A 16,437-nucleotide genomic window follows, 5' to 3' on the forward strand; every position below is an offset into this window, starting at 1 on the left:
CAACCCCGGCCCGTCAGCCGTGCCAGGACCTCCACAGGGCCGCGTACGCCCCGTCGGCCGCCACCAGCTCGTCGTGCGAGCCGAGTTCGCTGATCCGGCCGCCCTCGACCACCGCGATCACGTCCGCGTCGTGCGCGGTGTGCAGCCGGTGCGCGATCGCGATGACCGTACGGCCGTCCAGCACCCGTGCCAGCGAACGCTCCAGGTGGCGGGCCGCACGCGGGTCCAGCAGCGAGGTCGCCTCGTCCAGCACCAGCGTGTGCGGATCCGCCAGCACCAGCCGGGCCAGCGCGACCTGCTGGGCCTGCGCCGGAGTCAGCGCGCTCCCGCCGGAGCCCACCTCGGTGTCCAGCCCCGACTCCAGTGCCCGCGCCCAGCCGTCGGCGTCCACCGCGTCCAGCGCCGCCCACAGCTCGGCGTCCGCCGCGCCCGTCCGGGCCAGGCGCAGGTTGTCCCGCAGGGTGCCCACGAACACGTGGTGCTCCTGGTTGACCAGCGCCACGTGCTCGCGCACCCGCTCCGCGGGCATCCGCGACAGCCGGGCCCCGCCGAGCGTGACCTCACCCGTCCGGGGCGCGTAGATGCCCGCCAGCAGCCGGCCCAGCGTGGACTTGCCCGCCCCCGAAGGGCCCACCAGCGCCATCCGGGTGCCGGGCGGCACGGACATCGACACCCGGTGCAGGACGTCCACGCCCTCCCTGTAGCCGAAGCGGACCTCCTCCGCCCGGACGTCCCGGCCCTTGGGAGCGACCGCACGGTCACCCGCGTCCGGCTCGATCTCCCGCACGCCCACCAGCCGCGCCAGCGACACCTGGGCGATCTGCAGCTCGTCGTACCAGCGCAGGATCAGGCCGATCGGGTCGACCATCATCTGGGCCAGCAGTGCCCCCGTGGTCAGCTGGCCCACCGACATCCAGCCCCGCAGCACGCAGTAGCCGCCGATCATCAGCACCGCGCCGAGGATCGTCACATAGGTGACGTTGACGACGGGGAACAGGACCGTCCGCAGGAACAGCGTGTACCGCTCCCACGCCGTCCACTCCTTGATCCGCCGCTCCGACAGCTCGATCCGGCGCCCGCCCAGGCGGTGCGCCTCGACCGTGCGCCCCGCGTCGACCGTCTCGGTCAGCACGGCCGCGACCGCCGCGTACCCGGCGGCCTCCGAGCGGTAGGCCGCGGGAGCCCGCCGGAAGTACCAGCGGCACCCGATGACCAGCACCGGCAGCGCCACCAGCGCGGCCAGTGCCAGCGGCGGCGCGGTGACCGCGAGGGCACCGTAGAGCAGCCCGGCCCACACCACGCCGATCGCCAGCTGCGGCACGGCCTCGCGCATCGCGTTGGCCAGCCGGTCGATGTCGGTGGTGATCCGCGACAGCAGGTCGCCGGTGCCGGCCCGCTCCAGGACGCCCGGCGGCAGGCCGACCGAGCGCACCAGGAAGTCCTCGCGCAGATCGGCCAGCATCTCCTCGCCGAGCATCGCCCCGCGCAGCCGCACCAGCCGCACGAAGCAGGTCTGCACGGCCAGCGCCAGCGCGAACAGCAGCGCCACGCGCCCCAGATGGAGTTCGCGCGCCCCAGCCGAGAGACCGTCCACGACCTGCCCCAGCAGGTACGGGCCGGTCATGGAGGCGACCACCGCGACCGCGTTGACCGCCACCAGCACCACGAAGGCCCGCCGGTGCCGCCGCAGCAGCCCGCGCACATAGCCCCGTACGGTCGCCGACGTGCCCACCGGCAGGGTGGCGGCCGTCTCGGGGGCCGCCGGATCGTATTGCGGCGCAGCCACGCCGATCATGCGGATTCCTCGATCCCTGTGAGTTCCTCGGCCGGTACGGCCGCGCCGGACGCGGCCGACCGCTGTTCCTCTTCCGTCTCCCGGGTGACGACCGCCCGGTAGCGGGGTTCGCCGCGCAGCAGCTCCCGGTGGGTGCCCGCCGCCAGCGCCCTGCCCTCGTGCACCAGGACGACGCGGTCCGCGCGGTCCAGCAGCAGCGGCGAGGAGGCCAGGACCACCGTCGTGCGCCCGGCGCGCAGCTCCGCGACGCCCTGGGCGATCCGCGCCTCGGTGTGCGAGTCCACCGCCGACGTCGGCTCGTCCAGTACGAGCACCTCCGGGTCGGTCAGCAGGGACCTGGCCAGCGCGAGCCGCTGGCGCTGCCCGCCCGACAGGGACCGGCCGCGCTCGGTGATCCGCGCGTCCATCGGGTCCGCCACACCTTCGGGAGCCGACTGGAGCAGGGCGTCAAGGACGTCGCCGCACTGGGCGGCGGCCAGCGCGGCCCCCGCCGTGACCGACCCGGAGGCCGGTACGTCGAACAGCTCCCGCAGCGTCCCGGAGAGCAGCACCGGATCCTTGTCCTGTACGAGGACCAGCCCGCGCGCCGCGTCCAGCGCGAGTTCGTCCAGCGCGACCCCGCCCAGCAGCACCGGGGGCGCCCCGCCCCCGCCGTCCACGGGGTGCCCGCCGAGCCGCTCCGCGAGCCGTCCCGCCAGGTCCGGGTCCCCGCACACGACCGCCGTGAACCGCCCTGCCGGGGCCAGCAGCCCCGTGCCCGGGTCGTACAGGTCCCCGCCCGGCGCCGGAGGAGCAGCCGCGGCGGCGGAACCCTCCGCCGCCCCGTCCTCCGTACGCGTCAGCGACAGCACGCGGGCCGCCCGCGCGGCGGAGGGCCGGGAGAAGGAGTACGCCATCGCGATCTCCTCGAAGTGCCGCAGCGGGTACAGCATCGTGGCCACGGCGCTGAAGGCCGCGACCAGTTCGCCGACCGACAGCCGGCCGTCCCGCACGAGCAGCGCGCCGTACCAGACCACGGTGATCAGCAGGGCGCCCGGGAGCAGCACCTGGATCGCGGAGATCAGGGCCCACATCCGGGCGCTGCGCACGGCCGCCTCGCGGACCTCCTGGGAGGCCTCCCGGTAGCGGCCCAGGAACAGTTCCTCACCGCCGATCCCGCGCAGCACCCGCAGGCCCGCCACGGTGTCCGAGGCCAGCTCGGTGGCCTTGCCGGCCTTCTCGCGCTGGAGGTCCGCACGCCGCGTGGCACGCGGCAGCAGCGGCAGCACCGACAGGGCGAGCACCGGCACGCCCGCCGCGACGACCACGCCGATGGCCGGCGCGTAGAAGAGCAGGCCCACGCAGAGGGCGACGACCGCGAAGGCGGCGGCGAGGAAGCGGGACACCGCCTCGACGAACCATCCGATCTTCTCGACGTCACCCGTGGAAACCGCCGTGACTTCTCCCGCCGCGACCCGGCGGGTCAGCGCGGAGCCCAGCTCGGCGGTCTTGCGGGCGAGGAGCTGCTGCACCCGGGCGGCCGCGGTGATCCAGTTGGTGACGGCGGTGCGGTGGAGCATGGCGTCGCCGGCCGAGATGGCCGCGCCGAAGAGCAGCAGCAGTCCGCCGGCCAGCAGCAGCCCGGCGCCGTCGCGGTCCACGACGGCCTCGACGCCCAGGCCGACCGTGTACGGGAGCCCGGCGATCCCGCAGAAGTGCACGAGGCCCCAGGCCAGGCTCCGGGCCTGGCCGCCGAGCTGCCCCCGGCCCAGCCACCAGAGGAATCGGGGCCCGGACCGGGCGTCGGGTACCCCGGGATCCGGATAGGGAAGATCGCTGATCTGCATGACGCCCCACGAACTGGTCGATGACTGCAACCCGCGCAAGGTTCGTCCTCGGGACCGGGCCGGGGCAATCGATTTTCCGGCCCGGGGGCGCGCGTACGGCGCCTGTTCCGGCGTACGCGCCTCATTGTGCGCGGTGTGTGCTCAGGGGCGCGTCGCGCGCTCCAGCTCGATCAGCGCCGAGTGGTAGCGGCGGCCCGTGGCCCGGTCCATGCCCACCTCGCACATCCGGTTCGCCGACAGGTACGCGTCGAACTGCCGTGCCGTCACCTCCGCGGCCTCCCGCGCCGTCGCCGCGGCCGTCAGCTCCGGGTGCAGCATCCCCCGGTCGCCCGCGAAGGCGCAGCAGCCCGCGTCGTCCGGGACCACCACCTCCGCGGCGCAGGCCTCGGCCACGGCGCGCAGCTGCGGCTCGTCGCCCAGGTGCCGCGTCGAGCAGGTCGGGTGGAGGACCGCCGAGCCGACGGTACGGCGGACCTCCAGGTGCGGCAGCAGTTCCTCCGCCGCCCAGACGACGGAGTCGACGATCCGCAGCTCGGCGTGGAGGGCGAGGTTGTCCGCGTCCAGGAACGGGACCACCTCGTGCGCGAGGCCCAGGGTGCAGGAGGACGCGTCCACCACCAGCGGGAGCCGGCCCCCGGCCGTCCAGCCCCAGGCGGCCTCGACGATCCGGTTGGCCATCAGCCGGTTGCCGGCCTCGTAGCCCTTGGAGTGCCAGATCGTCGCGCAGCAGGTCCCGGCCACGTCGCGGGGGATCCACACCGGCTTCCCGGCCCGCTCCGACACGGCCACCACCGCCTCCGGCAGCGACGGACCGGGGTCCCCCGAGGGCCCGCCGAAGATCCGGTTGACGCAGGCCGGGTAGTACACGGCGGCCGCGCCCACCCGCCGGGTCGCGGGCAGCCGCCGCGCGGCGGCCCCGGGGACCTGCGGCAGCCACTCCGGCACCAGGTCGGGGCGTACGGCCCTGCGCGCCGCCCCCGTGACGGCGCTCAGCACCCGGTCCCCCAGGGCGTGCGTGATCTTCTCGGAGGCGGCCACGGCCAGCCGGGCACCGGCCTCGACGGCACGGAACCGCCGGGCGGCCAGCTCGGCGGCCCGCTCCTCGCGCGCGCCGTGCCGGCGGTGGCGGAAGTCCCGCATCAGCGCGCCGGTGTCGATCCCGACCGGACAGGCGAGCTTGCAGGTGGAGTCGCCCGCGCAGGTGTCGACGGCGTCGTAGCCGTAGGCGTCGAGCAGTTCGGCGAGCACGGGGGAGCCCGGCTGCTGGCGGGTCATCTCGCGGCGCAGCACGATCCGCTGGCGCGGAGTGGTCGTCAGGTCCCCGCTGGGGCAGGTCGGTTCGCAGAACCCGCACTCGATGCAGGGGTCGGCCACGTCCTCCACCCTCGGGATCGTCTTCAGGCCGCGCAGGTGGGCCAGCGGGTCGCGGTCGAGGAGGACGCGCGGGGCCAGCACCGAGTCCGGGTCGACGAGCCTCTTGGTGCGCCACATGAGGTCGGCCGCCCCGGGCCCCCACTCCAGTTCCAGGAAGGGGGCCATGTTGCGGCCGGTTGAGTGCTCGGCCTTCAGGGAGCCGTCGAACCGCTCCACCGTGAGGTGGCAGAAGGCGTCCATGAAGGCGGCGTACCGGTCGACGTCGGCGGGCGCGGCGGCGTCGAAGGCGAGCAGGAAGTGCAGGTTGCCGTGGGCCGCGTGACCGGCGACGGCCGCGTCGAAGCCGTGCTCCGCCTGGAGTGCCAGCAGCGCCTCGCAGGCCTCCGCCAGCCGCGACGGCGGCACCGCGAAGTCCTCGGTGATCAGGGTGGTGCCGGGCGGGCGGGCTCCGCCGACGGCCGTGACGAAGGCCTTGCGGGCCTTCCAGTACCCGGCGATGGCGGCCGGGTCGCTGGTGAAGGCGTTGGTGACCGAGGCGACCGGAGCGACCAGCTCCAGCGCGGGCAGCACCGCCGCCGCGCGGCGCTCGTACTCGGCGCGGCCCGCCGCGTCCGGGGCCCGGAACTCCACCAGCAGCGCGGCGGTGTCCTTCGGCAGCTCCGCCCAGTCGGAGGGCACGCCCGCGACGCTGACCGAGGCGCGCAGGGTGTTCCCGTCCATCAGCTCGACGGCGATGGCGCCCGCGTCGTTGAAGAGCGGTACGGCGGCGGCCGCGGCGGGCAGGGACGGGAAGAAGAGCAGCGCACTCGTGAGCTCGCGGTCCAGGGGGAGGGTGTCGAAGACGACCTCGGCGATGAAGCCGAGCGTGCCCTCCGAGCCGACCATCAGGCCGCGCAGGATCTCGACGGGCGTGGTGCCGTCCAGGTAGGCGTCGAGACGGTAGCCGGTGGTGTTCTTGATCTCGTACTTGGCCCGGATCCGGGCCACGAGGGCCGGATCCGCCTCGATCTCCCGCTTCAGCTCCATCAGTCCGTGGCACAGGGCCGGTTCCGCGCGGGCCAGCTCCTCGTCCGCGAGCGGGTCGGCGGTGTCCACGACGGTGCCGGTCGGCAGGACCAGGGTGAGGGAGGACAGGGTGCGGTACGAGTTCCTGGTGGTCCCGGCCGTCATGCCGGAGGAGTTGTTGGCGACGACCCCGCCCAGGGTGCAGGCGATGGCGCTGGCCGGGTCGGGGCCCAGGATCCGGCCGTGCCGGGCCAGGGCGGCATTGGCCCGGAACACGGTGGTGCCGGGCCGGATCCGGGCGCGCCGGCCCTCCTCCAGCACCTCGATGCCGGCCCAGTGGCGGCGTACGTCGACGAGGATGTCCTCGCCCTGCGCCTGGCCGTTCAGGGAGGTCCCGGCGGCCCGGAAGACCACCTCGCGCCGCTTGCCGTGGGCGTACGAGAGGACCGCGGAGATGTCGTCGATGTCCTCGGCGACCACCACGACCTGCGGGACGAACCGGTACGGGGAGGCGTCGGTGGCGTAGCGGACCAGGTCGGAGACCCTCCACAGCACCTTCTCGGCGCCGAGCAGCTCGCTCAGCTCGGCGCGCAGGGCCGGCGGGGTGCCGCCGGCCAGCCGGTCGGGGACCCGGTCGGGGGCGGGGGCGCGCGTGCCGCGCGGGCGCAGGGCTCCCGGCTTCGGTTCGAGCAGCGGCATGAGCAGCCCCTTGTCTGTCGCGGTCCGGCACGGGCGCCGGTGCCGGCGCCCGCCCCGCCCGTCTCAGCAGCGGCGCTCCGCGGGAGCGTCCGCCAGCGCGTTCAGCAGGCCGCCGAGCACCTCGCGCTGTCCGGCGGTCAATGGAGCAAGGATCTCCTCTGCGGCGTCGGTCCGCGCGTTGCGCAGACGGCGCAGCGTGGCGCGACCGGTTTCGGTGAGCTCGATCCGGATCACCCGGCGGTTCGCGGGGTCGGGCACGCGCCGTACGCAGTCGGCGGCCTCCAGCCCGTCCACGAGGGTGGTCACCGCACGCGGCACGACCTCAAGGCGCGTTGCCAGGTCGGCCATTCGGGGCGGCTGGTCCCCGCCGTAGTGCGAGACGAGCCGCAGCAGCCGGCCCTGGGCGGGGGTGATCCCGAGCGGCTCCATGTGGCGCTTCTGGATGCGGTGGAGCCGGCGCGTGAGGCGCAGCAGCTGCTCGGCGAGGACGCCGTCGGTGGAATCGCGGGTGTCGGTCTCGGAACCGGTGCTCATACTGGGAACAGTATCAGGACCGGATTCATTGTGAGCATAGGTAACAATGAGCTATGCTCATCCGAGTCCCGTCAGAAGGAGGCCCATGCGCCACGACGAACCGAAGTGGACCCCATCGAACGAAGCCCTCGACCCCACCCGCCCGGCCCCGGCGGACCGCCCCCGCGAGCTGCGCCGCATCCTCGGCCTGTTCCGCCCCTACCGCGGCCGGCTCGTCGTGGTCGGAGCGCTCGTCGGTGCGTCCTCGCTGGTCGGCGTGGCGTCCCCGTTCCTGCTCAAGGAGATCCTGGACGTCGCGATCCCCCAGGGCCGGACCGGGCTGCTCAGCCTGCTCGCGCTCGGCATGATCCTCACGGCGGTCGTGACCAGCGTCTTCGGCGTGCTCCAGACGCTGATCTCCACCACCGTCGGCCAGCGCGTCATGCACGACCTGCGCACCGCCGTCTACGCCCAGCTCCAGCGGATGCCGCTGGCCTTCTTCACCCGCACCCGCACCGGCGAGGTGCAGTCCCGGATAGCCAACGACATCGGCGGCATGCAGGCCACCGTCACCTCGACCGCGACCTCGCTCGTGTCGAACCTGACCGCCGTGATCGCCTCCGTCGTCGCGATGCTCGCGCTCGACTGGCGGCTGACCGTGGTCTCCCTCCTGCTGCTGCCCGTGTTCGTGTGGATCAGCCGGAGGGTCGGCCACGAGCGCAAGAAGATCACGATGCAGCGGCAGAAGCAGATGGCCGCCATGGCCGCGACCGTCACCGAGTCCCTCTCGGTCAGCGGCATCCTGCTCGGCCGCACCATGGGCCGCTCGCAGTCCCTCACCGACGCCTTCTCCGAGGAGTCCGAGAAGCTCGTCGGCCTGGAGGTGCGCTCCAGCATGGCCGGGCGCTGGCGGATGTCCACCATCGGCATCGTCATGGCCGCCATGCCCGCGCTGATCTACTGGGCCGCGGGCATCGCCCTGCAGACCGGCGCCCCCTCGCTCTCCGTCGGCACCCTCGTCGCCTTCGTCACCCTCCAGCAGGGCCTGTTCCGGCCCGCCGTGAGCCTGTTGTCGACCGGTGTGCAGATCCAGACCTCGCTCGCGCTGTTCGCCCGGATCTTCGAGTACCTCGACCTGCCGGTGGACATCACCGAGCGGGAGGAGCCCGTGCGGCTGGACCGCGCCAAGGGCGAGATCCGCCTGGAGGACGTGCACTTCGCCTACGAGGCCAAGACCGGCCCCACCCTCACCGGCATCGACATCACCGTCCCGGCCGGCGGCTCCCTCGCCGTGGTCGGCCCCACCGGCTCCGGCAAGAGCACCCTCAGCTACCTGGTGCCGCGGCTCTACGACGTGACCGGCGGACGGGTCGCGCTCGACGGGGTGGACGTACGCGACCTCGACTTCGACTCGCTGGCCCGGTCCATCGGCGTGGTCTCCCAGGAGACCTACCTCTTCCACGCCTCCGTCGCCGACAACCTGCGCTTCGCCAAGCCGGACGCCACGCAGGAGGAGATCGTCGAGGCCGCCCGCGCGGCGCAGATCCACGACCACATCGCGTCCCTGCCCGACGGCTACGACACCCTGGTCGGCGAGCGCGGCTACCGGTTCTCCGGCGGCGAGAAGCAGCGCCTGGCCATCGCGCGCACGATCCTGCGCGACCCGCCGGTGCTCATCCTCGACGAGGCCACCAGCGCCCTCGACACCCGGACCGAGCACGCCGTGCAGCGGGCCATCGACAACCTCTCCAAGGGCCGCACCACCATCACCATCGCCCACCGCCTCTCCACCGTCCGTGACGCCGACCAGATAGTGGTCCTGGACGCCGGCCGGATAGCCGAGCGCGGGACGCACGAGGAACTGCTGGGGGCCGGCGGCCGCTACGCCGCCCTGGTCCGCCGGGACCGTGACGCCGCCCAGGCGCCCGACCGGGATCGGGGCGACTCCGGGAGGGGGCCCGCGGGGGAGCCCGTACCCACTCCGGTGAACGTGTGATCGTATGACTGGAGCGGGGTGTGATGCCCGAAAGGTGCCGGTTCGGGGGTTAACGTGCCCGCATGCCTGATGAGTACCAGCCGCACCAGCCGCCACCGCGCCGCTCCCGGCTCACCCGTCGAGGCCGCCTGGTGCTCCTCTTCGGCGCGCTCCTCGGCATCGGGCTCGCCACGGTGGTGATCGAACCCCTGCTGCCCGGGGAGGAAGCCCCCGAAAAGCCGCGCCGGTTGCTGATCCCCGAAGGCTGGCGGGCCGCGCAGGTCTACGCCGCTGTCGACCGCGCACTGCGGCTCCCCGCGGGTACCGCCAAATCGGCCGCCGCCACGGCATCCCTGGACCTGCCGGCGGAGGCGAAGGGCAACCCGGAGGGCTACCTCTTCCCGGCGACCTACCCGGTGACGGCGAAGTCCACCCCGGCCTCGCTGCTCTCGTCCATGGTGCGGACGGCGCACCAGAAGCTCGCCACCAAGGCCGTCGCCGACGGCGGCAAGGCGCACGGGATGACCCCGTACCAGACGGCCACCCTCGCCAGCGTCATCGAGGCGGAGGCCGACAACCCGGCCGACATGGGCAAGGTCTCACGGGTGGTGCACAACCGGCTGGCGAAGTCGATGCCGCTCCAGATGGACTCCACCATCAACTACGCCCTGGGCCGCAACACCGTGGACACCACCCTCGCCGACACCCGCATCGACCACCCCTTCAACACCTACGAACGCCAGGGCCTGCCGCCCACCCCCATCGACAGCCCGGGCCTGCGGGCCATGGCCGCCGCGGTCGCGCCGACGCCCGGCGACTGGCTGTTCTTCGTCACCGTCAAGCCCGGTGACACCCGCTTCTCGGCGACCTACGAGGAACACAAGAAGCACGTCGCCGAGTTCAACCGGCTGCGCGCCGCCGCCGGTTCGCAGGCGCCCGCCGGCCGGCCCGACCGCGCCCAGGCCGGACCGCCCGCGAAGGCCCCCGCCGTGAAATGAAAGGGCGCCGCCGCCGCGCCCCGGCCTGCCATCGGCCGCCTGACGGACGCGCGGACAGGGGGCGGCGGAGCATGAGACGGCCATGGAGGACACGTCGTACGAGGAACCGCGCGGCAGCGCCGGCCGCAGCGGACGGCGTCGCACCGCAGGCGGAGGAAGCGGACGAGGACCCGGACGAGGACCCGGACGAGGACCCGGACGCGAAGGCCGCCCGCCAGTACCTGGAGGAGCTCTGGGGCAGCGACGTGGCGGACTGGCAGGAGTGGCTGGCACGTTCCCCGGAAGGGGTCGACCTGCTCCTGTGGTGGCACCGGGAGCGCGAACTGACCGCCCTCGTCGGCCCGGACCGCTACCGCGAGCGCCTCGCCCGGCTGCTTTCCCGGGCCGCGCCGCGCGACATCGCCGCCATGGGCCTGGGCTGCAGCCGCCGGGTCGACCGGCGGTGCCGCACCCCGCAGGTCTGCGGCCAGGACCCCGCCCCGCGGCCGCCCGGCAGCCCGGTCTTCCGCCGGTCCGGGCCCGTGCCCGGGGCCTGTAGCCGCTTCATCGACTGCTTCACCGCGCACGAGATCCGGGTCCACTTCACCGGCGACGACCGGCACAGCGCGGTGCTCCTGCTCCGGGGAGGCCCGGCGGCGGCCCGCACGTGGGTGGACGGAGTCCCCGTCGGCGAGGGCCGATGGCTGGACAACGGCGGGTGGTGGCAGGACGACCGGTTCTACGTGATCCGCGTCGGCGGCCCCGCCGACCATCCGCTCCAAGGCCTCGGCGACATCGGCGAGTGGCTCTACAGGATCGTTTCCCTCCTGGTGTACGACGCCGAGCGGGCGGTGGCGCGCGTGTTCGTCCCGCGGCCCGCCGAGGAGTGGACGGACCCGGTGCTGGAGGTCCGCGACGGCGTCGGCTACGTCTACGCGACCGAGGGGGCCCGCGAGGCCGGCGCCGCCGACCGGGAGTTCCCGGTGGACGGCCCGGACCCGGACCCGGAACCCGACCCGGCCGGGGGCTGAGCCGCCGCCGGACCCCGGGCCAGCAGGCGGCGTATCTCGCGCACCGCGGCGCCGCCCGCCCGGTTGGCGCCGATGGTCGAGGCAGACGGGCCGTAGCCCACCAGGTGGACCCGCTCGTCGCGCACCGCCCTGGTCCCCTCCACCCGGATCCCGCCGCCCGGCTCGCGCAGCCGCAGCGGTGCCAGGTGGTCGACGGCGGCCCGGAAGCCGGTGGCCCACAGGATCACGTCGGCGTCCACGCTCCGCCCGTCCGCCCACGCGACCCCGGTCGGGGTGATCCGGTCGAAGACGGGCAGCCGCTCCAGCACCCCGGAGTCCAGCCCCGCCCGCACGGCCTCCGTCAGGGCCAGCCCGGTCACGCTGACCACGCTCCGCGGGGGCAGTCCCCGCCGGACCCGCTCCTCCACCAGCGCCACCGCCGCCCGGCCCTCCGCCTCGCCGAAGGCCCCCTCGCGGAACACGGGCGGCCGCCGGGTGACCCAGGTGGTCCCCGCCGCCACCTCGGAGACCTCCAGCAGGTGCTGCACCGCCGAGGTGCCGCCGCCCACCACGACCACCCGGGCCCCGGCGAACGCCCCGGGCCCGGGGTAGTCCGCGGTGTGCAGCTGACGGCCCCGGAACAGCTCCTGCCCCGGGTAGCGCGGCCAGAACGGCCGGTCCCAGGTCCCGGTGGCGTTGACCAGCGCCCGCGCCGACCAGCTGCCGGACGCCGACTCGACGAGCAGCCGGCCCCCGACGCCCTCGCGCACCGCCGACACGTCCACGGGGCGGCGTACGCGCAGGCCGAAGCGCTCCTCGTACGCCGCGAAGTACTCCCCGATCACCTCGGACGAGGGCCGCAGCGGATCGGCGCCGGTCAGCTCCATGCCGGGCAGGGCGTGCATGCCGTGCACCTTGCCGTAGGTGAGCGAGGGCCAGCGGAACTGCCAGGCTCCGCCGGGCCGGGGCGAGTGGTCCAGCACCACGTGCCCGATACCGGCCCGGGCCAGGTGGTAGGCGGTGGACAGGCCCGCCTGACCGGCCCCGACGACCACCACGTCCACGTCCGCCGCGTCCGCCGCGCCCCTCAGCATTTCGTTCACGGTTCTACCAACTCGCGGTGCTCTCTGGATCTTCCCGGATGATCCGGAGCCCTGCCACGGGGACCTCTGGCCCCGGCCGGCCGGACATGGCGCTGGTCACCCTGGGATCCCCGCTCGGGGTGCGCGACCTGGTCTTCGACCGGCTCGTGCCGCCCCCGCACGCCGGACGCGGGCGCTGGCCCGCGCCCGTGCGGCAGTGGGTGAACATCGCCGACCGGGGGGACCTCGTGGCGCCGGCCCAGGAGCCGGCGCCGCTGTTCGGGGACCGGGTGCGTGACGTGCCGGTCCACAACGGGGACAGGGCGCACGACGTACGGCCCTACCTGACGGCCCGGGAGTGCGGCGAGGTGATCGGCGCGGCGCCGGCCGGGGGGAGCCGCTGACCCCGGACGGGGGCGAGGTCGTGCAGGCGTACGAGGCCCTGGCGGGACTCCTCGTCCAGCGGGACGAAGGTCGTCAGCCGAGGCCCCGAAGCCGGGCCCAGCCACAGGCTGGTGTGCTCCAGGCGCAGCAGCCCCACGTGGGCGTTGCGGATGTACTTGGTGTTGCCGCCGGCCGAGACCACCTCGTGCCGGGCCCAGATCTCCCGGAACTCCGGCGAGGCCGCCTCCAGCCGGGCCAGCAGCGTCTTCCACGCGGGCTCCGCCAGGTGCCCGGCCATGGAGGCCCGGAACTTGGCCGCGAGCAGCCGGTTCACGCCCGGCATGTCGACGAGGGAGGCCCGCCAGTCGGCGTTGGTGAAGGCCAGCCACACGCAGTTGCGGTCCCCGGGCGGCAGCGCTTCCAGGTCGCACAGCAGCCGCCCGTACGTCCGGTTGTAGGCGAGGATGTCGTACCGGCTGTTCTGCACGCACGCCGGGATCGGGTCCAGCTGGTCGAGCATCGCCCGCAGCGCCGGGGTCACGCTCGGGCAGCGGGTGTTCGGCGCCGGGTCGGTGCTGCCCGCCAGCGCGAACAGGTGCGCGCGTTCGCTGGAGTCCAGCAGCAGGGCCCGCGCCAGCGCGTCCAGCACCTGGGGGGACACCTGGATCTCGCGGGCCTGTTCCAGCCAGGTGTACCAGGTGACGCCCACGGCGGAGAGTTGCGCGACCTCCTCGCGGCGCAGCCCCGGGGTCCGCCGGCGCCGGCCCCGGACGAGCCCGACCTGCTCGGGTGTGATCCGCTCGCGGCGGCTGCGCAGGAAGTCGGCGAGCTCGTGACGGCGCAGGTCGCTCTCCGGGGCAACGGTGGTCATGACACCAGGATGCAACACCGCTCATCCCCTTGCCAGGTACTCCCGGTACCAGGATAAAGAGACTCTGGTACCAGGCTGAGCGGCGGTGGATCGTTCCTTCCGTGAGCGAAACAACCGTACGCACGACCCACCCGTCCCCGTCCGTCCCCGCGGCCCCGGCCGTCCCGGCCACCGCCGGGGCCGCGGAGCCCGCCGTCCTCACCCCGCTCGGGCTGTTCACCGTACTGCTGGGCGCGGCCCTCCCCCTGATCGACTTCTTCATCGTCAACGTGGCGCTGCCCGCCATCGACGCCGACCTCGCCGCCGGTCCGGCCATGCTGGAACTGGTCGTCGGCGGCTACGGGGTCGCGTACTCGGTGCTGCTGGTGCTGGGCGGGCGGATCGGCGACACGGTCGGCCGGCGGCGGCTCTTCGTCGTCGGCATGGCCGCCTTCGGGGTGACGTCCCTGGCCTGCGGCCTGGCGCCCACCGCCTGGGCCCTGGTCGGCGCGCGGGTGGCCCAGGGTGCCGCGGCGGCGCTGATGCTGCCTCAGGTGCTGGCCACCATCCAGGCCACCACCCAGGGCCCGCGCCGGGCCCGCGCGATGAGCCTGTACGGGGCCACCGGCGGCCTGTCCATGGTCGCCGGGCAGATCCTCGGCGGGGTGCTGGTCGCCGCCGACGTGGCCGGGTCCGGCTGGCGTTCGGTGTTCCTCGTCAACGTGCCCGTGGTCGTGGCGGGGCTGGTGCTCGCGGTCCGTGCCGTTCCCGAGACCCGTTCGGACCGTCCGGCGTCCGTGGACGTCCCCGGGACGCTGCTGCTCGGCCTCACCCTGGTGTCCCTGCTGCTGCCGCTGACCGAGGGGCGGGCGGCCGGCTGGCCGCTGTGGACCTGGGTGGCGCTGGCCGTGTTCCCCTTCGCGGCCCTGGCCTTCTACCTGACGGAGCGCCGCGCCGACCGGCTCGGCCGCACCCCGCTGGTGCCGCCCAGCCTGCTGCGGCTGGTGTCGCTGCGGCGCGGTCTCGTGATGCTGGCGCCGTTCTCGGTCGGTTTCAGCGGCTTCATGTTCGTGGTCGCCGTCGCCCTCCAGCAGGGCCTGCGCATGGGCCCGGTGGAGGCCGGGACCGCGCTGGTGCCGATGGCCCTGGGCTACTTCGGCGCCTCCCTCGCCGGACCCCGGCTGGTCGGCAGGTTCGGCAGCCGGGTCGTCACCGCCGGCGGGCTGGTCCAGGCCCTCGGAATCGCCCTCGTCCTGGCGGCCGTCGTGTACGGCTGGCCGGACCTGGGTATCGCCGGGCTGGCTCCGGGAGTCGCCGTCGCGGGCCTCGGCCAGGGCCTCCAGCAGCCGGTGCTGATGCGGCTGATGCTCTCGGACGTCCCCGCGGACCGGGCCGGGGTGGGCAGCGGGGTCATGATCACCACGCAGCAGTCCTCGCTGGCCCTGGGCGTGGCGACCGTCGGCAGCCTCTTCCTCACGCTGGTCGACCCGCTGGGGATGCGGGACGCCCTCGCCGTGACCCTGCTGGTCCAGCTCGGCCTGATCGCCGTGACGACGGCCCTCGCCCTGCGCCTGCCGCGCGTGGTGCGCTGAACGGCACCGGGGGCGCCCGCACCGCCAGCCCCCGCCGGCGTCAGGCGGAGGCGCCGGCCCCGCGCGCGAACAGCCACTCCTCGGCGGCGTCCGCGTCGAACTCCCGCTGGCCGCCCGCGAAGAGCAGCCCCGCCGCCGCGAACGCCGGATCGCCGGCGCTGTCCGCCACGTACGGGACCGCCACGCAGCCCATCCCGGCGGCGTGCGCGGCCAGCGCCCCCGGCGCCGCGTCCTCGACCACCACGCAGTCGGCGGGCAGGGCGCCGAGCCGGCGGGCCGCCTCCAGGAACACGTCCGGGGCGGGCTTGCCCCGCTCGACCTCCTCGGCGGAGACGACCGTGGTCAGCAGCGCCGACAGCCCGGTGCCCTCCAGCACGGCGTCGATCGCCTCCCGTGACGAGCCGGAGGCCACCGCCATCGGCACGCCCCGCGCGTGCAGCCGCTCCACGAAGGTCCGCATCCGGGGGAAGGCCTCCGTGCGGGTGCGGGCCAGCTCCAGGTAGGCGGCGTTCTGCTCCGCCAGCAGCTGTTCGGCCGGGGGCCGCAGGCCGTAGCGGTCCTTGAGGACTTCCAGGGTCTCCAGCGTGCCGATGCCGATGAAGCGGGAGTGCTGCTCCCACGTGAAATCGGGGACGCCGTGCCGCTCCAGGGTGAGGCGCCCCGACTCGTAGTAGTTCGGCTCGCTGTCCACGAGGGTGCCGTCGAGATCGAATATGACGGAGATCATCCGTTGTGCCCGTCCTGCCGGTCGTGTGCCTGTCCCGGCCATCCTGTCAGGATTTGTGCGTCGCCCGCCCCACGGACTCCACCAGCGGCAGCAGCCGGTGCGCGACCCGCTCGCGCAGGGCGACCTCCGTCCGCGTGCGGACCACGCCGGGAAGCCGGATCAGCCGCTGGATCACGTCCTCCAGATGCCCGGCGTCCCGGGCCACCACCCGCGTCAGCAGGTCCCCGCCACCGGTGATCGAGAAGGCCTCGACGATCTCCGGCACGGTCGCCAGCGCGTCCCCGACCTCGTCCAGGCGTCCTTGGGTGACCTCGATGTGCACGAACGCCAGCACCGGATGCCCCAGCGCGGCGGGGGAGAGGACCGGACCGGATCCGGTGATCACCCCGGTGCGCTCCAGCCGGTCCAGCCGGGCCTGGAGGGTACCGCGGGCCACGCCGAGGATCCGGGCGTACTCGCGGACGCTGGTGCGCGGCTGCTCGATCAGCAGGCGCAGGATCCGGGTGTCGAGCTCGTCCACCGCCATGTCAGGACTGTACCAATGGCCCGGATCGTCCCGCTGCCGGGAAGCCACCGCAAGCCACCGCAAGCCACCGCATCCGAGCACGCCCCCGGCGCCGAAGAACAG

The 16,437-nt window shown here is 74.4% G+C and carries 13 protein-coding genes; 5 read left to right on the forward strand and 8 right to left on the reverse strand.

All coding sequences use genetic code 11. The features are described 5' to 3' along the window. Positions 1-13: 13 nt before the first annotated feature. From ACZ7IF_RS04235 to ACZ7IF_RS04250, 4 genes are all read right to left on the reverse strand, one after another. On the reverse strand, positions 14-1,795 hold the full coding sequence (locus ACZ7IF_RS04235; protein ID WP_470962726.1) for an ABC transporter ATP-binding protein: 1,782 nt from the start codon (positions 1,793-1,795) through the stop codon (positions 14-16). Next, a complete protein-coding gene (locus tag ACZ7IF_RS04240) occupies positions 1,792-3,621 on the reverse strand; it encodes an ABC transporter transmembrane domain-containing protein (protein ID WP_470962729.1) in 1,830 nt (609 codons plus the stop codon). Before ACZ7IF_RS04240 ends, ACZ7IF_RS04235 begins: the two co-directional genes overlap by 4 nt. Positions 3,622-3,762: 141 nt before the next feature. Then, a complete protein-coding gene (locus ACZ7IF_RS04245; protein ID WP_470962732.1) occupies positions 3,763-6,699 on the reverse strand; it encodes an FAD-binding and (Fe-S)-binding domain-containing protein in 2,937 nt (978 codons plus the stop codon). A gap of 63 nt (positions 6,700-6,762) precedes the next feature. Next, positions 6,763-7,233 carry a MarR family winged helix-turn-helix transcriptional regulator gene (locus ACZ7IF_RS04250; protein WP_401242498.1) on the reverse strand — a complete coding sequence of 157 codons (471 nt, stop codon included), beginning with the start codon at positions 7,231-7,233 and terminating at the stop codon, positions 6,763-6,765. Positions 7,234-7,318: 85 nt separating this feature from the next. Between ACZ7IF_RS04250 and ACZ7IF_RS04255 the strand changes: the two genes are divergently transcribed. The 3 genes from ACZ7IF_RS04255 (at position 7,319) to ACZ7IF_RS04265 (ending at position 11,195) form a co-directional block, all read left to right on the forward strand. Further along, positions 7,319-9,208 (forward strand): ABC transporter ATP-binding protein, encoded by a 1,890-nt coding sequence (locus ACZ7IF_RS04255; protein ID WP_470962735.1) that lies wholly within the window; start codon positions 7,319-7,321, stop codon positions 9,206-9,208. Positions 9,209-9,270: 62 nt separating this feature from the next. Then, a complete protein-coding gene (gene mltG / locus ACZ7IF_RS04260; RefSeq protein ID WP_470962738.1) occupies positions 9,271-10,185 on the forward strand; it encodes an endolytic transglycosylase MltG in 915 nt (304 codons plus the stop codon). A gap of 71 nt (positions 10,186-10,256) precedes the next feature. Then, positions 10,257-11,195: a hypothetical protein gene (locus tag ACZ7IF_RS04265; protein ID WP_470962741.1), complete on the forward strand. Its 939-nt coding sequence runs from the start codon at positions 10,257-10,259 to the stop codon at positions 11,193-11,195. Here ACZ7IF_RS04265 and ACZ7IF_RS04270 read toward each other — a convergent pair. Further along, complete coding sequence (locus tag ACZ7IF_RS04270; protein ID WP_470963480.1) at positions 11,096-12,268, reverse strand: FAD-dependent oxidoreductase; 1,173 nt, start codon at positions 12,266-12,268, stop codon at positions 11,096-11,098. The two genes, ACZ7IF_RS04265 and ACZ7IF_RS04270, sit on opposite strands and share 100 nt — an antisense overlap. A 47-nt stretch (positions 12,269-12,315) precedes the next feature. On the opposite strand from ACZ7IF_RS04270, the gene ACZ7IF_RS04275 reads away from it, so the two are divergent. Beyond that, positions 12,316-12,660 carry a hypothetical protein gene (locus tag ACZ7IF_RS04275; RefSeq protein WP_470962744.1) on the forward strand — a complete coding sequence of 115 codons (345 nt, stop codon included), beginning with the start codon at positions 12,316-12,318 and terminating at the stop codon, positions 12,658-12,660. On the opposite strand, the gene ACZ7IF_RS04280 is transcribed toward ACZ7IF_RS04275, so the two are convergent. Beyond that, complete coding sequence (locus tag ACZ7IF_RS04280; protein ID WP_470962746.1) at positions 12,597-13,511, reverse strand: MmyB family transcriptional regulator; 915 nt, start codon at positions 13,509-13,511, stop codon at positions 12,597-12,599. The two genes, ACZ7IF_RS04275 and ACZ7IF_RS04280, sit on opposite strands and share 64 nt — an antisense overlap. A 101-nt stretch (positions 13,512-13,612) precedes the next feature. On the opposite strand from ACZ7IF_RS04280, the gene ACZ7IF_RS04285 reads away from it, so the two are divergent. Continuing rightward, positions 13,613-15,082 carry an MFS transporter gene (locus ACZ7IF_RS04285; RefSeq protein ID WP_470962750.1) on the forward strand — a complete coding sequence of 490 codons (1,470 nt, stop codon included), beginning with the start codon at positions 13,613-13,615 and terminating at the stop codon, positions 15,080-15,082. Between the two features lie 40 nt (positions 15,083-15,122). On the opposite strand, the gene ACZ7IF_RS04290 is transcribed toward ACZ7IF_RS04285, so the two are convergent. Then, entirely contained in the window at positions 15,123-15,809 is a 687-nt protein-coding gene (locus tag ACZ7IF_RS04290) for an HAD family hydrolase (RefSeq protein WP_470962753.1), read from the reverse strand. 46 nt (positions 15,810-15,855) lie between these two features. Continuing rightward, the gene (locus ACZ7IF_RS04295) at positions 15,856-16,335 is read right to left on the reverse strand and encodes an Lrp/AsnC family transcriptional regulator (RefSeq protein WP_470962756.1); all 480 of its coding nucleotides are present in this window, start codon (positions 16,333-16,335) and stop codon (positions 15,856-15,858) included. Positions 16,336-16,437: the final 102 nt, after the last annotated feature.

The sequence above is a fragment of the Streptomyces sp. NPDC037421 genome, assembly GCF_055602105.1.

What these genes read in the sequence shown, in the direction of transcription:
- ACZ7IF_RS04235 (WP_470962726.1), bottom strand. Translation starts at nt 1,795, where the DNA reads ATGATCGGCGTGGCTGCGCCGCAATACGATCCGGCGGCCCCCGAGACG.
- ACZ7IF_RS04240 (WP_470962729.1), bottom strand. Translation starts at nt 3,621, where the DNA reads ATGCAGATCAGCGATCTTCCCTATCCGGATCCCGGGGTACCCGACGCC.
- ACZ7IF_RS04245 (WP_470962732.1), bottom strand. Translation starts at nt 6,699, where the DNA reads ATGCCGCTGCTCGAACCGAAGCCGGGAGCCCTGCGCCCGCGCGGCACG.
- ACZ7IF_RS04250 (WP_401242498.1), bottom strand. Translation starts at nt 7,233, where the DNA reads ATGAGCACCGGTTCCGAGACCGACACCCGCGATTCCACCGACGGCGTC.
- ACZ7IF_RS04255 (WP_470962735.1), top strand. Translation starts at nt 7,319, where the DNA reads ATGCGCCACGACGAACCGAAGTGGACCCCATCGAACGAAGCCCTCGAC.
- mltG (WP_470962738.1), top strand. Translation starts at nt 9,271, where the DNA reads ATGCCTGATGAGTACCAGCCGCACCAGCCGCCACCGCGCCGCTCCCGG.
- ACZ7IF_RS04265 (WP_470962741.1), top strand. Translation starts at nt 10,257, where the DNA reads ATGAGACGGCCATGGAGGACACGTCGTACGAGGAACCGCGCGGCAGCG.
- ACZ7IF_RS04270 (WP_470963480.1), bottom strand. Translation starts at nt 12,268, where the DNA reads ATGCTGAGGGGCGCGGCGGACGCGGCGGACGTGGACGTGGTGGTCGTC.
- ACZ7IF_RS04275 (WP_470962744.1), top strand. Translation starts at nt 12,316, where the DNA reads ATGATCCGGAGCCCTGCCACGGGGACCTCTGGCCCCGGCCGGCCGGAC.
- ACZ7IF_RS04280 (WP_470962746.1), bottom strand. Translation starts at nt 13,511, where the DNA reads ATGACCACCGTTGCCCCGGAGAGCGACCTGCGCCGTCACGAGCTCGCC.
- ACZ7IF_RS04290 (WP_470962753.1), bottom strand. Translation starts at nt 15,809, where the DNA reads ATGATCTCCGTCATATTCGATCTCGACGGCACCCTCGTGGACAGCGAG.
- ACZ7IF_RS04295 (WP_470962756.1), bottom strand. Translation starts at nt 16,335, where the DNA reads ATGGCGGTGGACGAGCTCGACACCCGGATCCTGCGCCTGCTGATCGAG.